Source organism: Elioraea sp. (genome assembly GCF_022842375.1).
Lineage (GTDB): Bacteria > Pseudomonadota > Alphaproteobacteria > Acetobacterales > Acetobacteraceae > Elioraea_A.
Genome location: NZ_JALHPR010000011.1, coordinates 68,760 through 94,331, shown reverse-complemented (window position 1 = coordinate 94,331; position 25,572 = coordinate 68,760). Strand labels below are relative to the sequence as shown.

Annotated in this window: 26 protein-coding genes; 7 read left to right on the top strand and 19 right to left on the bottom strand. The window is 67.7% G+C overall.

What is annotated here, in order from left to right; translation table 11 throughout:
* Window positions 1–50 precede the first annotated feature (50 nt).
* From bchZ to Q0C38_RS11595, 6 genes are all read right to left on the bottom strand, one after another.
* Window positions 51–1,514: a chlorophyllide a reductase subunit Z gene (gene bchZ / locus Q0C38_RS11620; RefSeq protein ID WP_291297254.1), complete on the bottom strand. Its 1,464-nt coding sequence runs from the start codon at window positions 1,512–1,514 to the stop codon at window positions 51–53.
* 3 nt (window positions 1,515–1,517) lie between these two features.
* Complete coding sequence (bchY, locus tag Q0C38_RS11615) at window positions 1,518–3,035, bottom strand: chlorophyllide a reductase subunit Y (protein WP_408870026.1); 1,518 nt, start codon at window positions 3,033–3,035, stop codon at window positions 1,518–1,520.
* 2 nt (window positions 3,036–3,037) lie between these two features.
* Complete coding sequence (locus tag Q0C38_RS11610) at window positions 3,038–4,051, bottom strand: chlorophyllide a reductase iron protein subunit X (RefSeq protein WP_291297291.1); 1,014 nt, start codon at window positions 4,049–4,051, stop codon at window positions 3,038–3,040.
* Window positions 4,052–4,065: 14 nt separating this feature from the next.
* Entirely contained in the window at window positions 4,066–4,998 is a 933-nt protein-coding gene (gene bchC, locus Q0C38_RS11605; RefSeq protein WP_291297253.1) for a chlorophyll synthesis pathway protein BchC, read from the bottom strand.
* Between the two features lie 140 nt (window positions 4,999–5,138).
* Complete coding sequence (locus Q0C38_RS11600; protein WP_291297252.1) at window positions 5,139–6,308, bottom strand: methyltransferase; 1,170 nt, start codon at window positions 6,306–6,308, stop codon at window positions 5,139–5,141.
* A gap of 3 nt (window positions 6,309–6,311) precedes the next feature.
* Window positions 6,312–7,181, bottom strand: coding sequence for a polyprenyl synthetase family protein (locus Q0C38_RS11595; RefSeq protein WP_291297251.1), 870 nt, complete (start codon window positions 7,179–7,181; stop codon window positions 6,312–6,314).
* A 154-nt stretch (window positions 7,182–7,335) separates the two neighbouring features.
* Here Q0C38_RS11595 and crtD point away from each other — a divergent pair, with 154 nt between their 5' ends.
* Entirely contained in the window at window positions 7,336–8,886 is a 1,551-nt protein-coding gene (gene crtD / locus Q0C38_RS11590) for a 1-hydroxycarotenoid 3,4-desaturase CrtD (RefSeq protein WP_291297250.1), read from the top strand.
* A 20-nt stretch (window positions 8,887–8,906) separates the two neighbouring features.
* Window positions 8,907–9,743, top strand: a complete 837-nt coding sequence (locus tag Q0C38_RS11585) for a carotenoid 1,2-hydratase (RefSeq protein ID WP_291297249.1) — start codon at window positions 8,907–8,909, stop codon at window positions 9,741–9,743.
* A 10-nt stretch (window positions 9,744–9,753) separates the two neighbouring features.
* Here the strand turns inward: Q0C38_RS11585 and Q0C38_RS11580 are convergent, their stop codons facing one another.
* On the bottom strand, window positions 9,754–9,888 hold the full coding sequence (locus Q0C38_RS11580; protein WP_291297248.1) for a hypothetical protein: 135 nt from the start codon (window positions 9,886–9,888) through the stop codon (window positions 9,754–9,756).
* Between the two features lie 192 nt (window positions 9,889–10,080).
* Between Q0C38_RS11580 and Q0C38_RS11575 the strand changes: the two genes are divergently transcribed.
* Window positions 10,081–10,866: a DUF2189 domain-containing protein gene (locus Q0C38_RS11575; RefSeq protein WP_291297247.1), complete on the top strand. Its 786-nt coding sequence runs from the start codon at window positions 10,081–10,083 to the stop codon at window positions 10,864–10,866.
* On the opposite strand, the gene bchJ is transcribed toward Q0C38_RS11575, so the two are convergent.
* The 8 genes from bchJ to Q0C38_RS11535 form a co-directional block, all read right to left on the bottom strand.
* Window positions 10,867–11,508, bottom strand: a complete 642-nt coding sequence (gene bchJ / locus Q0C38_RS11570; RefSeq protein ID WP_291297246.1) for a bacteriochlorophyll 4-vinyl reductase — start codon at window positions 11,506–11,508, stop codon at window positions 10,867–10,869. It lies immediately after the preceding gene.
* Window positions 11,509–11,823: 315 nt separating this feature from the next.
* A complete protein-coding gene (locus tag Q0C38_RS11565) occupies window positions 11,824–12,147 on the bottom strand; it encodes a hypothetical protein (RefSeq protein WP_291297245.1) in 324 nt (107 codons plus the stop codon).
* 36 nt (window positions 12,148–12,183) lie between these two features.
* Window positions 12,184–13,203: a phytoene/squalene synthase family protein gene (locus Q0C38_RS11560; protein ID WP_291297244.1), complete on the bottom strand. Its 1,020-nt coding sequence runs from the start codon at window positions 13,201–13,203 to the stop codon at window positions 12,184–12,186.
* Window positions 13,190–14,734, bottom strand: coding sequence for a phytoene desaturase (locus Q0C38_RS11555; RefSeq protein WP_291297243.1), 1,545 nt, complete (start codon window positions 14,732–14,734; stop codon window positions 13,190–13,192). Before Q0C38_RS11555 ends, Q0C38_RS11560 begins: the two co-directional genes overlap by 14 nt.
* Window positions 14,735–14,763: 29 nt before the next feature.
* Window positions 14,764–15,027, bottom strand: a complete 264-nt coding sequence (locus Q0C38_RS11550; RefSeq protein WP_291297242.1) for a hypothetical protein — start codon at window positions 15,025–15,027, stop codon at window positions 14,764–14,766.
* Window positions 15,028–15,031: 4 nt separating this feature from the next.
* Entirely contained in the window at window positions 15,032–15,523 is a 492-nt protein-coding gene (locus tag Q0C38_RS11545; protein WP_291297241.1) for a TspO/MBR family protein, read from the bottom strand.
* Complete coding sequence (gene idi, locus Q0C38_RS11540) at window positions 15,520–16,059, bottom strand: isopentenyl-diphosphate Delta-isomerase (protein WP_291297240.1); 540 nt, start codon at window positions 16,057–16,059, stop codon at window positions 15,520–15,522. The genes Q0C38_RS11545 and idi overlap by 4 nt, the downstream gene beginning before the upstream one ends.
* A gap of 10 nt (window positions 16,060–16,069) precedes the next feature.
* Window positions 16,070–17,047 carry an alpha/beta hydrolase gene (locus Q0C38_RS11535; RefSeq protein WP_291297239.1) on the bottom strand — a complete coding sequence of 326 codons (978 nt, stop codon included), beginning with the start codon at window positions 17,045–17,047 and terminating at the stop codon, window positions 16,070–16,072.
* 135 nt (window positions 17,048–17,182) lie between these two features.
* On the opposite strand from Q0C38_RS11535, the gene Q0C38_RS11530 reads away from it, so the two are divergent.
* The 4 genes from Q0C38_RS11530 (at window position 17,183) to Q0C38_RS11515 (ending at window position 21,212) form a co-directional block, all read left to right on the top strand.
* Entirely contained in the window at window positions 17,183–18,706 is a 1,524-nt protein-coding gene (locus tag Q0C38_RS11530; protein ID WP_291297238.1) for an acyl--CoA ligase, read from the top strand.
* A gap of 13 nt (window positions 18,707–18,719) precedes the next feature.
* The gene (locus Q0C38_RS11525; RefSeq protein ID WP_291297237.1) at window positions 18,720–19,703 is read left to right on the top strand and encodes a 2-dehydropantoate 2-reductase; all 984 of its coding nucleotides are present in this window, start codon (window positions 18,720–18,722) and stop codon (window positions 19,701–19,703) included.
* A complete protein-coding gene (locus Q0C38_RS11520) occupies window positions 19,700–20,029 on the top strand; it encodes a hypothetical protein (RefSeq protein ID WP_291297236.1) in 330 nt (109 codons plus the stop codon). The genes Q0C38_RS11525 and Q0C38_RS11520 overlap by 4 nt, the downstream gene beginning before the upstream one ends.
* A 73-nt stretch (window positions 20,030–20,102) precedes the next feature.
* Window positions 20,103–21,212 carry an AI-2E family transporter gene (locus tag Q0C38_RS11515; protein ID WP_291297235.1) on the top strand — a complete coding sequence of 370 codons (1,110 nt, stop codon included), beginning with the start codon at window positions 20,103–20,105 and terminating at the stop codon, window positions 21,210–21,212.
* Here the strand turns inward: Q0C38_RS11515 and Q0C38_RS11510 are convergent.
* From Q0C38_RS11510 to Q0C38_RS11495, 4 genes are all read right to left on the bottom strand, one after another.
* Window positions 21,122–22,573 carry a GntP family permease gene (locus Q0C38_RS11510; RefSeq protein ID WP_291297234.1) on the bottom strand — a complete coding sequence of 484 codons (1,452 nt, stop codon included), beginning with the start codon at window positions 22,571–22,573 and terminating at the stop codon, window positions 21,122–21,124. The two genes, Q0C38_RS11515 and Q0C38_RS11510, sit on opposite strands and share 91 nt — an antisense overlap.
* A gap of 3 nt (window positions 22,574–22,576) precedes the next feature.
* Complete coding sequence (locus tag Q0C38_RS11505; RefSeq protein WP_291297233.1) at window positions 22,577–23,659, bottom strand: patatin-like phospholipase family protein; 1,083 nt, start codon at window positions 23,657–23,659, stop codon at window positions 22,577–22,579.
* Between the two features lie 107 nt (window positions 23,660–23,766).
* Entirely contained in the window at window positions 23,767–24,282 is a 516-nt protein-coding gene (locus Q0C38_RS11500; protein ID WP_291297232.1) for a DUF1269 domain-containing protein, read from the bottom strand.
* Window positions 24,283–24,343: 61 nt separating this feature from the next.
* Complete coding sequence (locus tag Q0C38_RS11495; RefSeq protein WP_291297231.1) at window positions 24,344–25,564, bottom strand: MFS transporter; 1,221 nt, start codon at window positions 25,562–25,564, stop codon at window positions 24,344–24,346.
* Window positions 25,565–25,572 lie beyond the last annotated feature (8 nt).

The window sequence follows — 25,572 nt, the reverse complement described above, 5'->3', positions numbered from 1 at the left end:
GGACCCCCGGGTGCAGAGGGAAGCGGCGATGCCGCTTGCTGAACTGGGCTTCACGCGGGCACGACTTCGGCTGGATCGCCGAGCGTCATGCGCACACGCGCAGGACCAATCCGATCTTCGCCGGCCATCCGCGCGTCGGCTTCGACACGCTCGCGCAACCGTTTGGCCGCTGAGATGCGCACCAGGAACGGCTCGCTCTCAAGATGCCGTTGCAGCAGCGCCGCGGCCGCATCGTCCCACTGGGCGGCCGCATGCATCTGCGGCCGCGCCGGTGTTGCCTCGACGCGGTCAAGATCGGTACCGAGCGGCAGGATATGGAACAACGCATCGAACAGCGCGTTGCAGTACTCCTGGATAACGTACGTAGCGCCCGCATATCCCATGAAGGGAGTGCCGGTGGCACGGCGGATGATCGCGCCGGGGAACGAGGCGGGAATGTACATCGACCGCGCTCCCGCTTCAGCCGCATACATGCGTTCGTTATAGCTTCCGAACATCACGAGCGGCGGCGTCTTCCTGATCGCCGCGCGCACGGCCGCATTGTCGGGCTTCTCGCCGGGCTTGCGCGCAAAGGCGAAGGCGCAGGGAACCCCCATCTCCTCCTCGAGGAAGCGGCGAAGCCCACGCTCGTAGGTCTCGGTCGCGACGACGGCGAACGAAGCCGACCCGAAGAAGTCCTGCGTCACGCTGCGCCAGAGATCCCAGATCGGCTTGATCGTCGTGTGCTTCTCGCGGGCGATGAAAGGCTCGGGGTCGACGCCGGCGAGTTCACCGAGCTTGCGGAGGAAATTCGTCGTGGCGAACAGGCCGATGGGCGCGCGCAACCAGGGCCGCTCAAGCGTTTCACAGAGCCGCGCCCCGAACTCACGGTACATGCAGATGTTCACATCCGCATCCGGCAGCTTCCCGATATCCTCGACGTGGCTGCCGAGCGGGAAGACCAGGTTGATCTCGCAGCCGATCCCTTCCACGAGGCGTCTGATCTCGGCAAGGTCGGACGGCATGTTGAAAGTGCCGTAGATCGGCCCGATGATGTTCACGCGCGGCTTCACGCCGGCAGCGCGTTCCTTGCGTGGGCGGATCTTCGTGCGCTTCGCGCCGAACTCAGTCCACAGCCAGTTGATGGCACGGTCGGCCGCCTGCCACTGGTCCTCATCGATCGTCCGCGGAATGAAACGCTGGAGGTTTGAACCCTCCGGCGTCACGCCGCCGCCGATCATCTCGGCGATCGAGCCGGTGACGACCACGGCGGGCAGGTCAGGGTCCTGCGTCGCGGCGGCGCGCTTCATCGACCCTTCGGTGCCGTTCTGCGACAGGCTGTCTTCGTCGAGGCCGGTGACGACGATCGGCAGCTCATGCGGAGGCAGCGCGTCGGTGTAGTGCAGGACCGCCGTCACCGGCAGGTTCTCGCAGCCGACAGGACCGTCGATCACTACGCGGAGGCCACGGACGGCGGAGAACGCGTAGACCGCCCCCCAGTAGCCGCCTGCCCTGTCATGGTCGAGGACGAGCATCGTTCAGGTCCCCACCGCTTCTTCCGACTTGGGCTTGGCCGCGCGCAGCTTACGCTGCCGTTCGCGAAAGCCTGGCGGATCGACGGGCTTGTCGGTGAACCCGTAGCCCGCCCCGTCCGGCGTACCGACGCCGTCGAAGAAGCCGACCATGCGCGCAAAACGTTCGCGGCCCTTCGTCTGCGCGGCGACTATGGCGGCCAGCGCTCCAGCTCCGGCGGGCCCGAACAGCGGCCGGGCAGAGACCATGTTCGTGAAATAGAGCGCCGGAATTCCGAGTTCCTTCGCCTTCTGCACGAGCGGCGTTGTGCCAACGGCGAGATCCGGGCGGGCATCCTTCATCGCCGCCACGTCCTGCTCGAGCGAGGCGCGGTACTGGACGTGAACGCCCTTTGCCTCGAGCCATTGACGGTCGACGTCAGACCACTCCGTCCGCGGACAGGCTGTGCCGACATAGGGCACCTCGGCGCCTGCCTCGATCAGCAGTCGCGCGACGAGCAGCTCCGACCCCTCATATCCCGACACAGTCACGCGTGCTGCAATCGGCGAAGCGGCAAGCGCTGCCTTGATGGCGGGAAGTGCACGAGCCTTGGCTGCGTCACGCGCGTCATCGGAGACGCCAGCCGCCGTCCCGATGGCATCGAGCCATGCGGCGGTGCCTTCGACGCCAACCGGCGCGGATCCGACAACCGGTCGCCCCGCTGCGCGGAACTCACGGACTGAAGCGGTGTAGAACGGATGCACGGCAGCAGCGACCACGCAGTCGAGTGCGGCATAGAGGTCACGCCACTCCCGCGCTGGGGTCTGCGGCGCGAGCGTGAGCCCCATTGGTGCGAGCAAGGCCGCCACGCCAGGCGGATCACCTGGAAAGAGTTCGCCGATCAATGCGACGCTGCGCGCCTCGTCGACGAGGTTGCGCGGCCGCGCCACGGGCCCCGCCTCGGCCTCGTTGCGCGCATAGCGCAGCATCGCACCAGCCAACACGTCCTTCGCTTCGGCATGCGTCGGCACACCGAAGCCGGGGACATCAATGCCGATGATGCGAACGCCATCGATCTCCTTCGGCAGAAGATCCAGCGGCACGCCGGATGCCGTGGGTACGCAGAGGTTGATGATGACGACTGCGTCGTACTCATCGGGCTTCGCCGTCTGGTGCACGGCCTCGCGGATATCCTCGAAGAGCTTGCCGGTGACCAGGGTCTCTGAATTGAAGGGCACGTAGCCGACGGTCCGGCGCGCACCATAGAAATGGCTCGTGAAGGTCAGGCCGTAGACGCAGCAGGCACTGCCCGAAAGAATCGTCGCCGTTCGCCGCATGCGAAGACCGACGCGGAGCGAACCGAATGCAGGGCACATCGATTGCGGCTGATCATGCGGGCCTTGCGGATAATCCGCCTTCAGCCGATCCATCGTCTCAGACTTGCCGGCAGCCCGCGCGGCCTCGCGCATCGTGTCACGCCCACCATGGCAGCCGGCCTCGGTCACTGGGGCCCCGGCTGGTTCCGGTGGGGTCACGGCGTTCATGCTCACGCGCCCTCGTAGACCACTTCGAGGGAAGGCCTCGTCACGAGCGCCGTGGCGCACATGTCTTCCATCGTCGCCGGGTTGAGCGTCACACCGCGGCCAACGGCTTCACCCTTGAAGAGGCCGAGCAGCGCGTCGTGCGTGAGCGGTGTCGGACGAACAGGAGGGGCCTCTGCCACCTGGCGGGCAAGTTCCTCGAACATCGGCGCCCACTGCGTGCCAGGCCGGCCGATGATCTCGTAGGATGCGCTCTTGCGGCGGATGTCGTCGTCGGCGGGGATTGCCGAAAGAACGGGAATGCCGGCTGCGGCGGCGAAGGCGGCTGCCTCGCCGGTGCCGTCATCCTTGTTCACCACCATCCCAGCGACGCCGACATTGCCGCCGAGCTTGCGGAAATAATCGACCGCCGAGCAGACGTTGTTGGCGACGTAGAGGGACTGAAGATCATTCGAGCCGACGACAATCACTTTCTGGCACATGTCGCGTGCGATCGGCAGGCCGAAGCCGCCACACACGACATCGCCGAGAAAGTCGAGCAGCACGTAGTCGAAGTCCCACTGATGGAAGCCCAGCTTCTCGAGCAGCTCGAAGCCGTGGATGATCCCGCGGCCGCCGCAGCCGCGGCCAACCTCGGGCCCGCCGAGTTCCATCGCAAACACGCCGTCACGCTTGAAGCAGACGTCGCCGATCGCGACCTGCTCACCAGCCGCCTTCTTGCGTGAAGACGTTTCGATGATGGTTGGGCAGGAGCGGCCGCCGAAGAGGAGCGACGTCGTGTCGCTTTTGGGGTCACACCCGATCAGCAGCACCCGCTTGCCCTGCTGCGCCATCATGTAGCTGAGGTTGGCAAGCGTGAATGACTTTCCGATGCCACCCTTGCCGTAGATCGCGATGATCTGCGTCTCCCGCTTCGGCTCCGCCGTGGAGGGGGGATCGGGCTCGATTGCAGCTTCCGCGCGCAACGCATCGACCTGCGAGCCATTGGGCGGCACAGCGGCGGTCGCGCCGCCTGACATGTTCACGGGCACGTTCACGAGCACGTCCTCCAATCGAGAATCATTTTCAGGCATGCGGGATCGCCGAACGCCGTGCGGTAGGCCTGATCGGCCTCAGTCGCCGGCTGGTGATGGGTAATCAGGCCATCGAGCGAGAGCCGCCCGTCCGCGATGAGTGCCGTGACGGCCTCGATGTCGGCTTCACGGAACTCCGCGGCGATCCGGATGCGGGCCTCGCGCATGAACGCAGGCGGAAACGCGAAGGACAGACGATCATAGAATCCGGCAAGCACGATCTCGCCACCCGGGCCGAGCCGTGCGATCAACGTGTCGAGGATCGTCGCATCGCCGCTGACATCCTGGATGCACCGATAGTCGCGCCGATCATCCGCGATCGGGTCGATCACGGCATAGCCGGCAGCACCATCGGCACGCGCGGGGTTGGTCTCCCACACGGTCGGCGAGCCACCGAGCGCGACAGCGAGCCGCGCAATCAGCCGACCCAGCACCCCATGACCGACGATCAGGTCAGGCAGCGCAGACCCTGGTGATATTGCATGATGAGCGGTCGCAGCGAGGGCAAGCAGCACACCACGCTCACCCAGATCCTCGGCGATTGGTCGCGCCTTGGCGCCCGGAACGACGAGGCGCGCCGCAGCACCCCCGAACAACCCGCGTACATCACCAAAACATCTCGCGCCGGGAACAAAAACGCGGGCGCCGACCGCTCTGCCAGCGGCCGGCCCTGCGGCAACGACCCGACCGACCGACTCGTAGCCGGGGACGAGGGGATAGCCCATCCCCGGGAAGGGCGGCATGCGCCCCGTGTAGAGCAGGCGCTCGGTTCCAGTGCTGATGCCCGACCATTCGATATCGACGATGACGTCCGCATCACCTGGCTCGACCAGCGGGAGTCGGCTCAATGCGAGACTTTCCGGTGCCTTCAGCAGGACAGCGAGTGTGTCCAATGTCCGCTTCTCCCATGATGGCGTGAAATGCAGACCGCTCCGTGTCCGCTTTCCGCCCTGCGCTCGAACCTTGGGGCTCGAGTGTCAGTCTAACTTGACGCCCAAGATGGTCAAGTAAGATTGACACTTGTTGAGGTAAACTATGTTGCTGTCGCCGCGATCAGGCTTGCGACGAGCGGCGTATGGGTTGCGACAAGGCGGGAAGACCCGAACCCCGCCTCGGCCAGCAGGTGCGTCAATTCGGAAACACTCCGCGCCCTGCCGCGCCCCATCGCGAGGAGATAGAAGCCGAAATAGGCTGCCCCAATCGGCTCCGCACCGGGGGTGTCGGCGAGTGGCTCGGCGATCAGCAGGGTGCCACCGATCGGCAACGCAGCCCGCGCGGCACGCAGGATCGCTGCGACACGCACCTCGTCATGGTCGTGCACCACACGAACGAGCGAGATCACGTCGGCCCCACGGGGCAGGGCATCGGTGAGGAAGTCGCCTCCGATGCAGCGCGCGCGCTCACCAAGCCCGGCTGCGGCGAGCTGTTCCTCACCTGCCCGCGCAACCGCAGGCAGATCGAACAACATCAGCGAAAGGTCGGGGTGACGTGCTCCGACGGCGGCCAGGAAACTGCCATTCCCCCCACCGACATCGAGCAGGCATCGATGGCCCGAGAAATCATAGGCAGCAAGCACTTCCGCCGAAACGAGCGGTTGTGTCGATGCCATCAGCGCGGTGTAGGGCGCGATCGCTGCATGATCGAGCGCCACGGGCGCTGACGCGCCGGCATACGGCCAGTAGGCGGCGAGCGCCGCCTGCCCGTTATCGCCTCGCAGCAAGGCAACAGGATCGGCGAGATCGCGATAGACGAGTGCATGGTGGGCGACCATCGCCGCGAGGCCGGGATTGCCCACCATGGCGGCTCCGAGCGGACCTATGGCCGCGCGACCATCGGCGAGGCGCCGAAGGAGCCGCAGGGACACCGCAGCATCGAGCAACCTGGCCATCCCCTCCTCGCTCATCCGCGACTCGGAGGCGAGCGTCGAGGCGGCGACCGGCCCTGTTGCCAGGCGCGAGAACAGCCCGAGCTGGACACATGCAAGAAGGACCTGGGAGTAGACAAAGCCCGCGCATAGATCGAACAGCGCCCGCGCCTCCCGCCGCGCGGTCGGCCGTGTCAGCGGAAAGCGGGCCGCCCAGGCGCGAAACCGCGGATCGGCGATCCGCCGGTCGCGCCATGCAAGCAGGCGCTCGTGAAGCAGCCCGAGGAGTCCGGGGCGCGTGCCGGCCAAACCCGAGACACCGGCGCTTGTGGCCTCCACTGCTCAGGCCGCGCTGAGTGACAGCTTCTCAGGCAGGAGCCGTCGTGCCTCGAGGCGGATCAGCGCACAGAGCGCTGCCTGCCCGGCGCAGGCCGGAACTGCCGCGACCGCGCCCTCGGCCAGCTCCTCGAGGCGCTTGACGGCTCCCTTGATGCCGAGGCTGCGCACGGCGGATGGCCTGTCATGCGCGACATCCTGACCGATCGTCTTGCCGGACTCGCCCTCTTCTGCGGTCGCGTCCGAGAGATCGTCAGCGACCTGGTATGCCTCGCCAAGCCGCTCGCCGAACAATCGCCAGGGTTCTGACTCGGCGCCCGCCGCTGCTGCGCCCGCCACTGCGGCGGCCGCAAAGAGCGAGCCCGTCTTCTGGCGTTGATACTCGGCCAGATTGACCTCGGGCTCACACTCCCAGGCCTGCCCGGCGACGATCCCGAACGGCATGCCGACACTGTCACCGACCGTCAGCATCAACGCCGCAGCGCGCGACGGGGCAAGCAGGGCGGCACGTGCGATGGTCTGAAACGCCATCACGATCAGCGCGTCGCCCGCAAGAACAGCGAGCGGTTCACCGAAGGCGCGATGGAGTGCCGGCTTTCCCCGTCGTGTCGCGGCATCATCGAAGCAGGGGAGATCGTCATGCACAAGCGAAGCGCAGTGAAGCAGTTCGATCGCAACAGCGCCGGCATCAGCCATCTCCGGGATGTCATCGCCGCAGGCCGCGGCGACGGCAAGCGCGAGACGAGGCCGAACGCGCGACCCGCGGGGAAACACGGCATACCGCATGGCCTCGCCGAGCCGCGGCGGCGCACCGCGCGCCTCGGTGGAGGACAGCGCCGCGGCAAGCGCACGTTCAATCCGCGTGATGGCATCCATCCGAAGGGCCTCCCGCAGGCACGGAGCGAATTGCGGGTGCGTCAAGCTCCGTTGTCAGTCTAGACTGTCAGCCGCAATTGACACTCGCGTCAACGCTTTTTTCCGATCAGCGCATGGCCTGCGCTCATGAAGCGGAGTCAACGTGGGGGGAGTGATGCCTGGACGGCGCGTCATCGTGATCGGTGCCGGCATCGGAGGGCTCGCCGCAGCGCTCGACCTGGCCTCGGGCGGTCATGACGTCACTGTGCTCGAACGCGCGACCGCGCCTGGCGGGAAAATGCGCGCGGTTCCGATCGCCGGCCGGGAGATCGATTCGGGGCCGACCGTGTTCACGATGCGCTGGGTGCTGGACGGCCTGTTCGCAGATGCGGGCCTCTCGCTCGACGATCACCTGGCGCTGACGCCGCTCTCCGTCCTCGCGCGACACGCCTGGATGGACGGCACCATGCTCGACCTTCATGCCGACCGCGGTGCGAGCGAGGACGCAATCGGGCAATTCGCGGGGGCAGCGGAGGCACGGGGCTACCGTGCGTTTGTCGGGCGCGCCGGGGCAATCTACCGCACGCTCGAGACCAGCTTCATGGGTGCGGAGCTTCCCTCGCCGGTCGGCCTTGCCAGACGTGTCGGCCTCCGCGGTCTGCCGGGCCTGATGCGCGTGTCCCCTTTCGCCACGCTGTGGGACGAGCTCGGGAAACATTTCAAGGACAAGCGCCTCAGGCAGCTCTTTGGGCGGTATGCGACATATTGCGGCGCCTCCCCCTTCTCGGCGCCCGCCACGCTGATGCTGATCGCGCATGTCGAGCAGGAAGGCGTGTGGGCGGTTGCGGGGGGAATGCACGGGGTCGCGCGCGCGGTCGCCGCAGCGGCCATGGGAGCCGGCGCTGCCCTGCGCTACAACACAGATGTTGCAGCAATCATTGAGCGTTCTGGGCGCGTCGCGGGCGTACGCCTCGCCTCGGGGGAGGAACTTGCCGCCGATGCGGTCATCGCGAACGCAGACCATGCCGCGCTCCGCATCGGCCTGCTTGGGACGAGCGCAGCCAAGGCCGCCGCAGGGAAAGCGCCGCCGCGCTCGTTGTCCGCCGTGACCTGGAGCTTGGTTGCGCAACCATCCGGGCTTGAGCCGTTGATGCACAATGTATTCTTTTCAGATAATTATGAGGCTGAGTTCGACTCACTTTTTAGGCATGGCCGCATCCCGGACACGCCGACGGTCTATCTCTGCGCCCAGGACCGCCGTGATCCGGGCATGCAGCCTTCAGCCTCCCCGGAGCGCTTCCTCTGCCTCGTCAATGCGCCCGCGACGGGCGATACATCCCCCCTGCCGCAAACGGAGATCAATCGATGCGCCAGCCGAAGCTTCGACATGATGGCGCGGGCCGGACTGACGCTCAGGCACGACATGGCGCAGTGCGTGACGACAACGCCATCGGATTTCGACCGGATGTTTCCCGGAACGGGCGGCGCCCTCTATGGCCGAGCCCTGCATGGCTGGGCAGCGTCGTTCCAGAGGCCGGGGGCGAGAACACGCCTGCCGGGTCTGTTCCTGGCGGGGGGCAGCGTGCATCCGGGCCCGGGCGTGCCGATGGCGGCGATGTCGGGCAGGCTGGCGGCGGCGGCGGCGGCGTCTTTTCTGGCTCCAGACCCCGCTTCGACACGCCGGTTCAGCCGGGCGGGTATCTCTGGTGGTACCTTGATGGGCTGAGCGATGACGGCCTGCACGGGGTGACCATCATCGGGTTTGTCGGCAGTGTCTTTTCGCCCTACTACGCCTGGGCGCGCGCGCGCGGCGGCGGCGTCGCCGCAGAGAACCATGTGGCGCTGAATGTCGCTCTCTACGGCCCTCGCCGCGCCTGGACGATGACCGAGCGCGGCCCAGCCTCTCTGGTGCGGTCGGCGGACCGGTTCTCGGTCGGCCCAAGCAGCATGGCTTGGGATGGAAACGCACTCACCGTCGCGTTCGACGAGCGCTCCTGTCCACTGCCACGGCGCGTCCAGGGCACAGTTCGCCTCATGCCCGAGGGCGAGGCAGGCGAGACATTCAGCCTCGACGCGGCAGGACGCCATCGGTGGACGCCGCTTGGCCCCAGGTCACGGATCGAGGTGACACTCCAGGAGCCTGCGCTGAGATGGTCAGGCCATGGTTACCTTGACACCAATATCGGCGACGAGCCGATCGAGCGCGGGTTCTCGCAATGGGACTGGTCACGGGCCACCGCCGGGGACGAGGCGACCATCCTCTATGATGCCGCCCGCCGTGATGGAACGCGCCTGTCGCTCGCACTCGCCGTGCGGCAGGACGGCACGATGGAGCGACGCGACATGCCTCCCCCCGCCCCGCTGCCCCGCACGCGGATCTGGCGGATCGCCCGCGCGACGCATGGCGACGCAGCGCGCGTTACGGCAACGCTCGAGGACACGCCGTTCTATGCGCGGTCGGTTGTGACCAGCCGGCTCTTCGGGCGCGATGCAACCTCTGTCCATGAGAGCCTCGATCTCGATCGCTTTTCGAGCCGATGGGTCCAGGCGTTGCTGCCGTTCCGGATGCCCCGGCGGGCGTAGGGCCGACCGGTCACTTCTTGGGCTGATCGCTCTCTCGCGCGCGCTTGATCTCGCGGCGGATGTTGCGCCACTCCCACAGAAGGATAGCGAGCGGCAGGCCAAGCAGGATCAACCACTCGTACCGGGCGATCGCGCTGAAATCCAAGGCGTTGCTCCCGCTGCAGTGATGACGAACAGATGATCGTTGCGTGTGCGGGGACATGGTAACCTGATCGTCGTGGACAAGGTCGATCGGGAGCCATGCGTGGCGAGCCGTCGTCGTTCTGCTGCACGCCCCCTCCCGCTGCCTTGCTGACGGACAGGCCCGCCCACGGCGATCGACCGAGGAGGACGGCAGATGGCGCAGGTGCTGACTGGAACACATCTTCCCACGGCAGCGATCACGCCGGAGATCCGCCGGATCGGCATCGCGGATCTTCGCCTCGCCGTGTCGCGCGGCATCGATGACTTCCTCGCCGCACCCACGCAGATTGCCTTTCTCTGCGTGATCTATCCGCTGGTCGGATTTGCAGCAGCGAGGCTTGCCGTCAATGGCGCGCTGATGCCGCTCATCTATCCCGCGATTGCCGGCCTCTCGCTGCTCGGGCCACTCACGGCGATCGGGCTTTACGAGATCAGCCGAAGGCGCGAGGCAGGGGCACAGGCCACCTGGCGCGACGCGTTCCGGGCGCTGAACGCACCTGGTGCACCTGGCATCGCGGCCCTTGGGCTCGCGCTGCTGCTGCTGTTCATCGCGTGGATCGGCGCGGCCCGGCTTGTCTTCCTTAATGCCTTCGGCACGCTCCGGATGTCGCCGTCCGATTTCCTGGGGGCGCTGGCAACGCCAGAGGGACTTCGCATGATCCTGATCGGCCATGCGGTTGGTCTCGTCTTTGCGATCATCGCGCTTGCGGTCACGGTCGTGTCATTCCCGATGATGCTTGACCGCGCCGTCGATGCGCGCACAGCCGTCACGACCTCAGTCCGCGCGGTCGCGGCGAACCCTGTGATGATGGCGGTGTGGGGCCTGTTCGTCGCCTTTACCCTCGCCGCGGGCACCCTGCCCCTCTTCGTCGGGCTTGCGATCGTGATGCCCGTGCTCGGGCATTCCACGTGGCACCTCTACCGGCGATTGGTCGTGTGATCAGGCCGGCCAGTTGAGGGCGAAGACGCAACTGGCGGTCGCTTCCGTCGCCCGTCGCCTTGCAGTGACCGTCGTGCGGGGATGGACGAGGGCGCGGAACAGCGCCTCGAACGTCGCCGCGTAATAGGCCGCGACACCGGCAGCCGCCGCCCCCGCCGCTCGCAGCGGGCCACCGGTGATCGTGACAATAACGGGCGGGCCGTCGCTCGCCTCGAATTTCCCACTGCCAACAAAGGTCCAGGCGTGGCGGCCGATCACGCGCATCAGCAGCCGTGCCGAAGGCGCTGCCGGCAGCAACCGCAGGACCAGGCGCACCGGCCCGGGAATCCGATGGGCCAGGAGGAAGGCCGCGGTCCTCCGCCCCGCAGACGCGGCAACGGCGCGGGCGTCCCGTTCGCCCAGGGCGGCCACGAGCGCCCGATGAAGCGCAGCCACGTCGCACTCGGGCACCATCGCTCCGGGCGGAGTGTCAAGCCAGCCGGAGATTCCAGCCGCAGCGAATACGGCACGGGCAACCCGCTCATCGTGTTCGGAACGAAGCGCTTCGGCGATGCGGGTAATCGCGTTCGGCCCCACGCGCGGTTCAGCAGCGCGTGCCAGGCCGTCGATCGTCCCCGCCGGAGCGACTGCGCCGTCACCCACCGCGTATTGTCTCCTCCGTCACGGCGGGTTGTTCCGCTCCCGCGCCGCAGAAAATCAGCATGGCACCGGAACGCTCGGTGCCGCCACCCCATCTTGCGGTGGCGCATGGTCTTGCACATCGCATACGCCGGAAGGCAGGATCGATCGACTCTTCGACTGCGGCCCCCAGGAGCCGACCTCGTTCGTATCCGTGAGAACCGACGCGCACGGATCATCCGGGGCGCCGATGGCCGGCACTGGGCCGACCGCTCATCGGTATCGGTCCGAAATGAACCGGCGTTGCCGTGGGTCAATCGACGTTGACGCCTTGGCGCGTCAGCGCGGCGCCTCGCGATAGCGCGTCCTGATGACGACCGACGTACCGTAGCCAGCCAGCAGAAACAGGAAGCCCGCCAGATCAAGCAGCGAGAAGTACTGTCCTGCCTCCGTCATGACCATGGCCAGCGCGACCTTCGCACCGACGATCCCGAGCACGAGCAGAATGATGGGGGGCATCGCGTCAGCCATCGCCTGGAGAGATGGGTTCAGCGGCGGCGCCGCATCCGGCCCCGCGGCGATCACCCGCCTGCGCCGCGCGAGTGCCGAGAACAGCATCCACGCCCCCGCCGCGATGAACACAAGCCCGATGATGTTCCGCATGGCCGCCCTGCCTCTCCGTCCGGCCGCCGACGGGCGTCAGGCCCTGCCCTGGCTCAGCCTGTCCTCACGCTGAAGGCGCTCTATCAGTCCGATCACCCATGTGATCCGATCTCCGATGCCGTCAACCTGGCGGTGTGGCGGGGTCGCGGCGACGGCCTGGACGAGAAAGCGCGTTTCAGCCAGCGGCGGGACAGTCAGCGCCGCACCGCTGCGGGCAAGCGGCGCAGCAGCAAGGCTGCGGGCGAGAAGCGCGAGCTTGCGGCGCCGCCCGACAACAGCGCGCGACGACACGCTGTCGAGGCCACGCCGCGCGACCTCCCGTCCAATCTCGGCATAGATCAGGCGTGCCGCCATGATCCCCGGGCGACAGGCCAGCGGCAGGGCGCCGATGCCCGCCAGGGCCCGATCATACAACTCCTCGGCCGTCGCCAGCAGCCGCGCGATCACCGCACCAAGCGCAGGGCTGAACATCGGCCGCGCGAGGAACGCATCGGGATCGATGCCCGCTTCCTCGAGCCAGTCGAGCGGCAGATAGAGCCTGCCCATGCGCGCATCCTCGCCGACATCACGCGCGATGTTCGTCAATTGCATCGCGACACCAAGATCGCAGGCCCGTGCCAGGGCCGCCGGGTCACGCACGCCCATGACCACCGTCATCATCGCGCCGACGGTGCCGGCGACCCGCGCGGCATAGGCGTTGAGCGCCGCGAGGTCAGCGTAGCGCCGGCCTTCTGCATCCCAGACAAGACCTTCGAGCAGGGCCTCAGGCAGGGCACGAGGCAGCGCATGCGTGACGACGACCGCAGCAAGCGCGCGGTCGCACGGGTTCGGATCCGGTCGGCCTTCATAGACGCGGGCAAGCCGCCCGGAGAGCTCAGCCAGAGCGGCAGGGCTCCCACGCTCGCCGTCGATCGCGTCATCGGCCAGGCGACAGAAGGCATAGAGTGCCGCGGCCGGCGCCCGCACGGAGGGCGGCAGGACGCGCGACGCGGCATGGAAACTCTTCGAGCCCTCGCGCAGCAGCGCGCGGCAAGCGGCGAGATCAGCCTGATGCATGGACGAAGGCCTCCGGAGCCGGCACGACGGTGTCGAGCACCCGCGCTGATGAGATGACGCCTGGAACACCGGCCCCAGGATGGGTGCCGGCGCCGACCAGGTAGAGATTTGCGACGTCCTCGCTCCGGTTGTTTGGCCGGAACCAGGCACTCTGGAGCAGGATGGGCTCGAGCCCGAACGCGGCGCCGTTGACGGAGAGCAGGCGGTCGCGGAAATCGAGCGGCGTCATCACCCGCGACGTCACGACCGAGGCGTCCAGCCCTGGCAGAAGCGAGGCCGAAAGTGATGCTGCGATCGCCTGGCGATAGGGCTCCGCCGCCACGGTCCAGTCGGTGTCACCGAGGAGGTTCGGCACGGGGGAGAGGACGTAGAAGCTGTCGCAGCCCGCTGGCGCAAGCGCCGCGTCCGTTGCTGTCGGACGATGGAGGTAGAGGCTGAAATCCTCGGCCAGGACCTTGCGGCGAAAGATGTCGGCCAGCAGTTCGCGATAGCGCGGCCCGAGCAGGATCGTGTGGTGCGCGACATCCTCATAGCGACGGTTCGTGCCGAAGTACCAGACGAACAGGCTCATCGACGAGCGGGCGCGGGCGAGCTTGCGGTCGGTCCAGCGGCGGCGCTTCTGGCGGCCAAGCAACGTGCCGTAGGTGTAGGAGGCATCGGCGTTGGAGACGACGATGTCGGCCGCGATCGTCTCGCCTCCGGCCAGTCGCACGCCCCGGGCGCGCCCGTCCGCAACCAGGATCTCCTCGACCGCCGCACCAAGCCGGACGGTGCCGCCGAGAGACCCGATCAGCGACACGAGGCCGGCAACGATCGCCCCGGTTCCCCCCATGGCCGAATGCACGCCCCAGCGCTGCTCGAGCGCGGCAATGAGGCAGTAGATCGATGGCACGGTGAACGGATTTCCGCCGATCAGCAGCGGATGGAAGCTGAACACCTGCCGCAGCCGCGGATCGGTGAAATGCTCCGCGACGATGGCATGGACGCTCTTCCACGCCTTGAGGCGGAGCAGATCCGGCGCGACGCGCAGCATGTCGACCGGCGAGCCGAACGGCACATGGCCAAGCTCCTCGAAGCCGATGCGGCATGTCTCGGCAGAGAGGCGCATGTACCGTTCCCATCCCGCGACATCGGCAGGAGAGAAGCGGGCAACCTCGGCGCGCATCCGATCCGCGTCGCCGCAATAGCTGAACACCGCGCCGTCATCGAATCGGATGCGATAGAACGGGTCCATCGGCACGAGCGTGACGTCATCGGCAAAGCGGCGACCGGCAAGTGCCCAGAGGTCCTCGAGCAGGAATGGTGCCGTGATGATCGTCGGGCCGGCATCGAACGTGAAGCCATCCTGGCGGAACACGCCTGCCCGCCCGCCCGGTTGGTCGAGCCGCTCGAGAACCGTGACGCGCCAGCCGCGCGCACCGAGGCGCACGGCTGCCGCGAGCCCGCCGAAGCCCGAGCCGATGACGACCGCATGGGGTCGTCGGTCATTCCGCGCGACAATCGGGGGGGCAGCGAGGGTGGCTCCGTCCATCACGCGTGAGTGTAACGCAAGGTTGACATCTACCGCCAGCGCAACCTGAGGTCCAACACGTGCGCGATCAGTGAGGCGAGCAGGGCAAGTCCCGTCCACCCCCACCACGCCTCCGCCAGCACCGTGCGGAGCGCAATGAGCAGGAACCCACCGGCGGCCAACGTGGCGACCAATGAAGCCGGACGGATGCCCCGCCCGGTGCGCAGCGCATAGAGTGAAAGCAGGATCCCCTGGGCCACGACGGCGGCAATGATCAGGTCGACCGCCAGCGGCGAGCGGACGAGATCGCCCACGGCCTCAGCCGAACGGCGCGTTCAGGCGCACGACGGCAAGGTTCAGGACAGCGGCGAAGGCGACCCACGCCAGATAGGGCACGAGCATCAGGGAGGCCGGGCGGCTGTAGCGGCGCAGCACGAGGATCAGCGCGAGCACCGAGAGCCAGAGCAACACGACCTCGACGAGCGCCCAGTCAGGCCTGCGGATCCTGAAGAACAGCGCGCTCCAGGCGATGTTGAGGACGCCATTGACGGCGAAGAGGCCCACCATCCACTCCCGCGCCGCCTGGTCAGGCGCGTCACGCCAGGCGGTGACGGCCGAGAGTGCGGCGAGCGCGAAGATCAGCGTCCAGGCGGGGCCGAACAACCAGTCCGGCGGCTGCCAGGAGGGTTTCGCCAGCGCCTGATACCAGGGCCCGATATCGGTCATCGTCGCGCCGACGGAGGCGACGAGGATCGCCGTACCGGCAGCGACAAGCACCGGCGCAAGCTTCCTTCCGCTGCTATCGCTCATGCAGCGGAGGACTGCGCGCCGGCCATGAGGTCCCAGAACGCCTCGACGTAAGTTCTGAACCAGACGCTATAACGATTTGGATTTGCAGCAATATCGGCACGAAGCGCATCGGCGTCGAACCAAGCGTACCCCTCGACCTCCGCTGGATCGGGCGTCACTGGCCCGTCCCAGACACTGCCAAAGACATGCACGAGTTCATGCTCGGTCAGTCCCGCACCGACGGGCGCATGGTAGATCGTCGTGAAAAGCTTCTCGAGCGAGGGCAGTTCGATCCCCATTTCCTCACGCAGGCGGCGCACCGCGGCGGCGGAGGTCTCCTCCCCTGGCCGTGGGTGGCTGCAGCACGTGTTCGTCCAGGTCCCGCCCGAATGGTACTTGCAGGCCGCACGCCGCTGCAGCAGCAACTGCCGCCCGTCAGCCGACCGCAACACGACGGAGAGGGCGCGATGGAGCCTGCCCTCGCGATGCGCGGTGAGCTTCTCCATGGTGCCGAGCGGCCGGTCGTGGCGATCGACAAGGACGACGTGTTCCTCCATGAGTGTCAGCCTAAGCTGACATTCCCCGCGATCCAAGCCTTTCGGCGATCCGCTCGGCGACTTTCGACAATGCGTCGGACGCGGGGGGGAAAAGCCGCGACAGCTGGATCGCGCCGTGGTGCAGGTTGGGGAATGCATCGAGCGTGAATGTCGCCCCCACCGCTTCGAGCCGTTCGGCGAGGTCCCAGGTATCGTCGGCGAGGATGTCGCACTCGGCGACAAAGAGGGCGAGCGGCGGCAACCCCTCGAGCGTCACGAGCCATGGCACTGCGCGCGGGTCATCCTCCCCCACGCCGCCCGGGAGGTAGCGATCCCAGAACCAGGCGAGCCGGGCGGAGGTCAATCCCGGGCCAGCGGCATAGGTCTGGTGGGAGTGCGTGTCGGTCCGCCGCGAAAACATGCCGTAGATCAGAGCCGCCGCGGCCGGTGGCGTCCCGGCCCCGTCACGGAGGGCGGCACAGAGCGCGAGCGCGAGGTTCCCCCCGGCACTGTCGCCGGCCATCGCAAGCCTTCGCCGATCGAGTCCAAGCGCGACGCAGGTCGCCTCCGTCGTCAACCAGTGCCACGTGGCAAGGCTGTCGTGATAGGCGGCTGGAAAAGGATGTTCCGGCGTGCGTCGATAGTGGGGCATCACCACGACCGCGCCGCTCCGCGCGGCCAGTTCCCGCGCCAGGCCCTCATGCGTCTCGAGGTCGCCGAAGGCAAAGCCGCCGCCGTGGAGATAGAGCAGCGCCGGGGCCGGGATGTCGGCCGCCTCGGGGCGGATGATCTTCACCGGCACAGGCCCAGCCGGGCCTGGAACGTCGCGCGAGACGATGGACGCCACCGAAGCAGCCTCGGCACCTAGATGCATGAGGTATCGGACATTGCCCGCCCTGGCCTCTGCGATCGGCATCGCCGTCGGGTCCGGGGACACGAGGCCCTGGTCAGCCAGGCCGGCGAGGACGGCCTCGAGAGCCGGGTCGATCGATCCATAGCGGCGCTGCACTGGCCCCTCCCCTTTCCGTCGTTCCTGTGACGCTAGAGCCTTTCCACGCTGCGGGAAACGCGCGTGAAGGGCTTCCACCACACGCATGGCCATGCCACATCGACGTAAGCCCGCGCAGGGAGGAGAACGAAGCCGATGGCCGCATTCACGACAATTGCGCAACTGCTCGAGGCAGGCGTTGACGATGCGCCCGCCATCCGGGCTCCCGAAGGTCGTGCGTCGCTCAGCCATGCCGGGCTCCGGGCGCTCGCCGCGCGCACCGTCGAGGCGTTGAATGCGCGCGGCATCGGGCGGGGCGACCGGGTGGCGATCGTGCTCCCGAACGGGCCCGAGATGGCCGCTGCGTTCCTCACCGTCGCCTGCGGCGCGACCACGGCTCCCTTGAACCCCGCCTACCGCGAGGACGAGTTCGCGTTCTATATGGAGGACGTGAAGTCGCGCGCGCTGATCGTGCAGCGCGGCGCCGCAACACCGGCCCGCGAGGCCGCGGCGCGCCTCGGCATCCCGATCATCGAGCTCGTGCCTGACCTTGGCTCCGGCGCCGGCGGCTTCACGCTTGAGGGTGGGCCGGAGGGGGTGGCGGCCCGGCCTGGCCTTGCCGGGACCGATGACGTGGCCCTCGTGCTCCATACCTCGGGCACGACGGCGCGGCCGAAGATCGTTCCGCTCACCCACGGCAACGTCACCGCCTCCGCGCGGCATATCGGCGCGACGCTTGCGCTCGGGACGGAGGATTGCTGCCTCAACATCATGCCGCTGTTCCACATCCACGGCCTGATCGCGGCCGTTCTCTCCTCGCTCGGCGCCGGCGGGGCGGTGTGCTGCACGCCCGGCTTCGATGCGCTGAAGTTCTTCCGCTGGCTCGATGAGGAACGGCCAACCTGGTACACGGCGGTGCCGACGATGCACCAGACGATCCTTGCTCGCGCCGAGCGCAACGTCGAGATCATCGCCCGCGCCCCGCTCCGCCTCATCCGCTCATCCTCCGCTTCCTTGCCGGGCCCGGTGATGCGCCAGCTTGAGGAGACGTTCGGCTGCCCGCTCGTCGAGAGCTACGGCATGACGGAGGCCTCGCACCAGATGGCCTCCAACCCGCTGGCCGGCCCCCGCAAGCCCGGCCTTGTCGGAGTGCCCGCCGGCCCCGAGGTGGCGATCATGGCCGATGACGGCACGATCATGCCGAAGGGCGAGATCGGCGAGGTCGTCATTCGAGGCCCGAACGTGACCACGGGCTACGAGGCGAACCCGGATGCGAACGCGAAGGCCTTCACCGGTGGCTGGTTCCGCACCGGCGACCAGGGGATGTTCGACGAGGATGGGTTCCTGCTGCTCACCGGCAGGCTGAAGGAGCTGATCAACCGCGGCGGCGAGAAGGTGTCGCCACTCGAGGTCGATGGCGTTCTCTCCGATCACCCAGCCGTGGCACAGGCGCTGACCTTCGCCATTCCTCACGCGAAGCTTGGCGAGGAAGTCGGCGCTGCCGTGGTGCTGCGCGAGGGCATGACGCTCTCAGAGCGCGAGCTGCGTGACTTCGCCGCCAGGCAACTCGCCGACTTCAAGGTTCCGCGCAAGGTGGTGTTCCTGCCCGAGATCCCGAAGGGCGCGACGGGCAAGCTCATGCGCATCGGTCTGGCCGAGAAGCTCGGCCTCTCTCTGTAGAGGAGCATTGGCAATGCGCATCTGCGTATTCGGTGCCGGCGCGATCGGCGGATTGATGGCGGCGAAGCTCGCCGCGAAGGGTGACACCGAGGTCACGATCGTCGCGCGTGGCCCGCACCTCGCCGCGATGCAGGACAAGGGGCTCGTTCTCCGCAGCGAGGGCGTGGAGACGGTCGTGCGCCCGCGCTGCGTCGCCTCCGCCGCCGAGGCGGGCCAGCAGGACTATGTGATCGTCACGCTCAAGGCGCACTCACTCGGCGGCGCGGCACAGCAGATGCAGCCGCTGATGGGGCCGGAGACCGCCATCGTCTCAGCCGTGAACGGCATCCCGTGGTGGTACTTCCACAAGCATCCCGGCGGGCTGCATGAAGGGCACCGGCTTGCCGCGGTCGATCCCGACGGCAGCGTGTGGACGCTGCTTCCGCCAGAACGCGCGATCGGCTGCATCGTCTATCCGGCAGCCGAGGTGGTCGAGCCCGGCGTGATCGAGCACACGTATGGCGACCGCTTCACCCTCGGCGAGCCCAGCGGGGAGAGGACGCCTCGGATCGCCGCGATCTCCGAGGCGCTGATCGCCGCCGGCTTCAAGGCCCCGGTGCGGCCCAAGATCCGCGACGAGATCTGGGTCAAGCTCTGGGGCAACCTCGCCTTCAACCCGATCAGCGCGATCACGACAGCGACCCTCGACGTGCTGACGGCCGATCCGGGCCAGCGAAGCGTCGCGCGCGCGATGATGCTGGAAGCGCAGGGCGTGGCGGAAGCGCTCGGCATCCGTTTCGCAATCGATGTCGACAAGCGCATCGCCGGCGCGGCAGAGGTCGGTGCTCATCGCACCTCGATGCTGCAGGATCTCGAGCGCGGCAGGCCGATGGAGATCGATGCGCTCCTCGGCGTCGTGGTGGAACTTGCGGCACTCGTGGGGAAGCCGGCGCCGACCTGCGACACGGTGCTTGCCCTGGTCCGCGCCCGCGCCCGCGCGGCTGGCTGCTACGGGTGAGCGGGGCAGCGGCAGCGCCCCGGCCCGGCTTCGTGCTGGGTCGTCTCTGGCGTGGCGAGATCCCTGTCCATGATGCGTTCTGGACCTGGGCCGTTGCGATCGCCCTTGTCGTCAATGTCGGAACCACCGTCGCCTGCTACATGCTCGCGATCGCCGATCGCCCGCTCGCCGCCCTTGCAATCGGCTACCTTCCATCCGTCCCATACAACATCGTCGCTGGAGTCGGCACGTGGCGGTCAGCCGGACATCCGGACGCCGACCCGCTCTTCGCCCGCTTCGTACGGATCGTCATCATTCCGATGATGGTGCTGTTCAGCGTGACCTGACCCTGGTTTGCGCTCGTCGCGCCAGGGCCCGACCCCTATGCTGGGCTGTCGAGGCGACAGGGGTTCACCGGTGATGAGGCAGCAGCAGCGGACGATGATGATCGCAGCCGCGCTCGGCATCCTGCTGGTCGGCGCCATGGCGCTGACCGGCCCGGTCATCGCTCCGGTGTTCTGCGCGCTGTTCCTGATCGCCGTCGTCTGGCCGATCCAGCGGGCGCTGCAGTCGCGCCTGCCAGCAGCACTTGCCGTCATCGTCACCGTGCTCGCAACGCTTGTCGCGGTCGGGCTTCTTGCGGCGATGGTCGCTTGGGGCTTCAGCCGCATCGCGTCGTGGGTGATCACCAATGGTGCGCGGCTGCAGGCGATCTTCCTGCAGCAGACCGACTGGCTGGACGCGCAGGGTATCGGCGTTGCCGCGCTGCTGGCGGAACATTTCGACATGCGCTGGATCGTCCGCGCCGCCCAGCAGCTCACCGGCGCCGTGCAGGGCTTCATCCGGTTCACGGTGATCACGCTGGTGTTCACCCTGCTCGGCCTGCTCGAGGTAGAGGCGGTGGCTCGCCGCATCGGCTCGCTCGGCGCCAGCGGCGTCGAGGCGGTGGCGACGACGAAGGTGCTCGCGCGCAAGCTCCAGGTCTACATGGCCGTGCGCTCGCTGATGAGCCTGCTCACCGGCCTCGCCATCTGGGCCTTCGCGCGGCTCGCGGGGCTCGAACTCGCGGTCGAATGGGGTGTGATCGCGTTCGCAATGAACTACATCCCGTTCATCGGCCCCTTGATCGCCACCGTCTTCCCCACCTTGTTCGCCGGGCTGCAGTTCGGCGAGTGGCAGATGGCAATCGCGGTCTTCCTTGGCATGAACGTGATCCAGTTTGTCGTTGGCTCCTATCTCGAGCCACGGATGACGGGGAAGATCCTGTCCGTCTCGCCGTTCGCGGTGCTGTTCGCTGTGTTCTTCTGGGCCTTGATCTGGGGGGTGCCGGGCGCGTTCCTCGGCACGCCGATCCTGATCGCGCTGCTCACCGTCGCCGAACGCAGCGAGGGGGCGCGCTGGCTTGCCGTCACGCTGGCCGGCGACGACGGCCGGCGCGCTCAGAATGAGCCGACGATGCTTCCAAGCACCAGCACGGCGACCAGCGCGAGCACCGGCCCGACGATGACCGACATCACGAGATCGCCATAGCTTTCGCCATGCGTCGTGCCACACACCTTCAGCAGCGTCACCACCGCGCCGTTGTGCGGCAGGCAGTCGAGCGTGCCTGAACTCATCACCGCGACCCGGTGCAGCAGCGCAGGATCGATGCCGTACTCTGCCGCGAGCCTGAGATAGGTCTCTCCCAGCGTGCCGAGCGCGATGGTCATTCCGCCTGACGCGGAACCGGTCAGCGCCGAGAGGATGTTGATTGCAGCAGCGAGCGAGACGAGCGGACCGCCGCCGATACCGAGCACCCAGTCACGCACCACGGCAAAGGCCGGCATCGCGGCGACCACGCCGCCGAAGCCCACAAGGCTCGCGACGCTGATCACCGGGAGCACCGATGCGTTCGCCCCCGCATCGACCGTCTCCTTGATCGCCGGAAGCCGGTGCCAGTGCAGCAGCAGCAGGACGAGGATACCGACCGCGAGCGCGACCAGCACCGACCAGACACCACCAACGGCAGCAAGCGACGTTCCACCCCAGCGTGCCTCGCCGAGGAAATCGGTATCCATGCTGGGCAGGATGACGAAGCTCATCGCGAGATTGACGGCAAGCACCGCGATCAGCGGCGCGGCCGACGCCCAGACGGGCGGCAGGCCATCACCCCGCTCGCCCTGCGCAAGCTCGGCCGGATCGAAGTCCCGCGCGACAGTGGCGAGTTCGCGCACGCGGACATCGTCGACCATCGCATCCGCCCCCGTGAGCGGGCCCTCGAACCCCTCGCCGGCACGCCGGGCGGAGGCTTCGCGGAGCCCGACCCACCAGAGGCCGAAGCCGAGCATGATGGCCGACGCAATGAGGCCGAGGCCAGGTGCCGCGAACAGCGTGGTGCCGAAGAACGGCATCGGGATCGCGTTCTGCAGCGCGGGTGACCCGGGCAGCGCCGACATCGTGAAGGTGAAGGTGCCGACGCCGACGGCCGCCGGCATCAGCCGGCGCGGGATGTTCGCCTCACGGAACAGCGCCTCTGCCATCGGCACGATGACGAAGAACGCGACCATCAGGTTGACGCCGCCATAGGTCACGCAGGCGCCGACCAGCACGACCGCCAGCACCGCACGCTCAGCCCCCAGCCGCTCCGACACCCAGGCGGCAATCGAGCGCACCGCGCCGCTGTCGTCCATCAGCTTGCCGAACACGGCACCCAGCAGGAACAGCGGGAAGAACTGCGCGACGAACCCCGCAGCCCCCGTCATGAAGGTCTGCGTCCAGTGGGCGAGCAACGGCTCTGACGCCGCGGCGGCTGCGATCAGCGCCGCAATGGGTGCCAGCAACAGCACGGACCAGCCGCGGAACGCAAAGCCGATGAGGATGACAAGACCGATGGCGATGCCGGCGAGCCCCATCGTTCAGCACTCCGTGCGCAGGATATCGATGTCGGAGGTCGAAACGCGGCCGAGATCGCAGCCGTGGGTGGTGAGGAACTCCGATGCCGCCCGCCGTCCCTCGTCGCGCAGCATGGTGAGGAACGCCCACTCGGCATTCAGTTTCGACGACTGGCCAAGATCGACCATCATGTCGGACATGATGCGGTGCGTGCGCACCTCCGCCCACCGCGCACCCTCGCCCGAGCCGGGGTCGACCACCTGGCGAAGCAGCGCCATCATGCGCAACTCCTTCAGCAGCGAGGCGTTGAACGACACCTCGTTGATCCGGTTCAGGATCTCGGCGGCTGAGCGCGGCGTACCCGGCCGTTCGCGCGGGTTGATCTGGATGAGGACGATATCGTTCGCATCGGATTCGCGGATGAGCGGCGTGATCGTCGGATTGCCGGCGTAGCCACCGTCCCAGTACGGATCGCCATCGATCTCGATCGCCTGGAACATCGTCGGCAGGCAGGCGGAGGCGAGCAGCACATCGGGCGTCAGCTGGTGGTTGCGGAAGATCCTGCCGCGGCCGGTGCGGACATTCGTTGCGGTGACGAAGATCTTCATCGGCGAGCGCGCAAGACGCTCGAAATCGATCGTCCCCGCAATGATCTCGCGCAGCGGGTTCAGGTTCCGCGGGTTCAGGTCATAGGGCGAGAACAGCCGCGTCATCACATCCATCGCGATGAACGTCGGCGAGGTATCGAGCGACCAGCGCCCAAGCAGCACGTCGAGGGGCCCGCGGCGAAGCGGGCTCATCGCGGCAGCATCGGACACGTTGCGCCAGAATGCCGTCAGCGCCGCACGTGCCCCCGCAGCCCCGCCGGCGACGTAGCCATCGGCGAGCACGGCGGCGTTCATCGCACCTGCCGATGTCCCCGAAATGCCCTCGATGCCAAGCCAGGGCTCCTCGAGCAGTCGGTCGATCACGCCCCAGGTGAAGGCGCCGTGCGAGCCGCCACCCTGGAGCGCGAGGTCGATCATCAACGGCTCGCGCGTCGTGCTGTTCGCTCCCGGCACCACGTCCGGCCCAGCCCTGCGCGTCTTGCCTGGTTTCCGCGCCATCGTCAGCCCCCGCGCTTGTTTCGCCGCGCATGGGCTGTAGCAGGCATGCTGCACTGCGGCAAAAGAAATCCGGGGGCGCCGGAACGCGCCCCCGGTGACGTGCCTGCTCAGGCCGACTTCGCAGCCGCCTGCGCTGCCTCGGCACCCGCGAGTGCCTCGCGCAGCGCCTCCTCCTTGGTCTCGTCGAAGGAGCTGCGCAGCACGGTGCCGCCGAAGCCATGCAGCTCCGCCAGCACCTTGTCGGTCGTCATCTTGCGGATGAGCAGGAAGAGCGCTGCGTTGCCTGAGTGCAACGTCATTGCCGCATCCTTCATGAACGCGTCATTGATGCCGAGATCAGCCAGCTTGCCTCCCATCGCGCCGGAGGCGGCGCCGATCGCGGCGCCAGCGATCGGCATCAGGAAGATCAGCCCAATCAGCGAGCCCCAGAGCGCGCCGGAAAGCGCGCCCGCCTTCACTGGCTGGAACAGCTGGTTCAGCTTCACCGAGCCATCGGCCTGCTTCACCGCGACGACGGCATCGCCAAGCTCGACCAGGTACTCCTGCTGCATGCCGAGCAGCTTGGTCCGCAGCGCCTCTGCCTGCGCCTCGGTGGGGAATTCAACGACGAGAAGATCAGCCATGGTTGTCTCTCCGGTTGTCATTGGCACCACGGATCCATGCCGCGGTGCGGGTGTGGGAACGTCAGGCAGGCACGGCATCGCCCTCGGGTGGCCAGAGGCGCTGCGCCAGCAGCCCAGCGGCTGCGGCGGTGGTGCCGAGAATGGCGAAGGTCATGCGCATCCCCGCGGCTGCGCCAAGCCAACCGGCCAGCGGGTAGGCGAGCAGCAGGCAGAGATGCGACAGCGCGAACTGGGCGGCGTAGAGCGGCGGCTTCTCCTCCGGCGCGACAATGGTGCGCCGGATCAGGAACCCATAGGGCGTCTGCGCCAACGCGCAGCCGGCACCGATCGCGAACCACAGCGGCAGCAGCAGACGCAAGCCAGGAGCCACCGTACCGAGAAGCAGGGCGGCCGCAACCATCGCCGCCCCAGGCAGCATCAGCGAACGCTCGGTGATCCGCCGCAGCAGGGCGGGCAGGACGAGGGTTCCCGCAATCGAACCGATGCCGAACGTTGCAAGCCCGATGCCGGTCGCGCGGTCATCATGTCCAAGGCGAAACTGCACCAGCACGACGGTGTTGACCGTGACCATTGCCGTGCCGGCGGCCACGGCGAGGTTGAGCGCGGCAAGCCCGCGAAGCCGCGGCGTCGAGACGAACATGCCGAAGCCGCGCTTCAGGCGCGGCAACATTCCTTCATCCTGCCGCCCGCGTGCCTCGGGCAGCTTGACGCGCAGGATCAGGAGCGCTGAGACGATGAAGGCGATGGCCGTGCTGAAGAACAGGGAACGCCCGTCAAGCACCTGCAACAGCAAGGCCGCGATGATCGGGCTGACCGGCCCCTCGAGCTCATAGGCCAGCCGCGCGCGTGCGAGGGCATTTGCATAGTCGTCCTCCTCCGGCAGCAGCTCAGGGATCGAGGCCTGGAAGAGCGGCATGAACACGGCGGACGCGGCCTGGAAGACGAAGATGAGCAGGTAGATCTGTTCGACGGACGTAACGAACGGCATCGTGCAGGCGATCGCGGCACGAACAAGGTCGCTCGCGACGAGCAGCATCCGCCGCGGCAGGCGCGCCGTTGCCGCAGCGGCAATCGGGGCGATGACGACGTAGGCACCCATCTTGATCGCAAGCGCGGTGCCGAACACGGCCCCTGCATCGGCGCCAGCAAGGTCGTAGGACAGAAGCGCCAGGGCAACGGTCGCGATCCCGGTGCCGAGCAGGGCGATCACCTGCGCGGCAAAGAGCTGCGTGTAGCCGCGCCGATCCGTCACCGGCGCGGCGGGCGCGTGGGCCGCTGCCATGGGTGGCC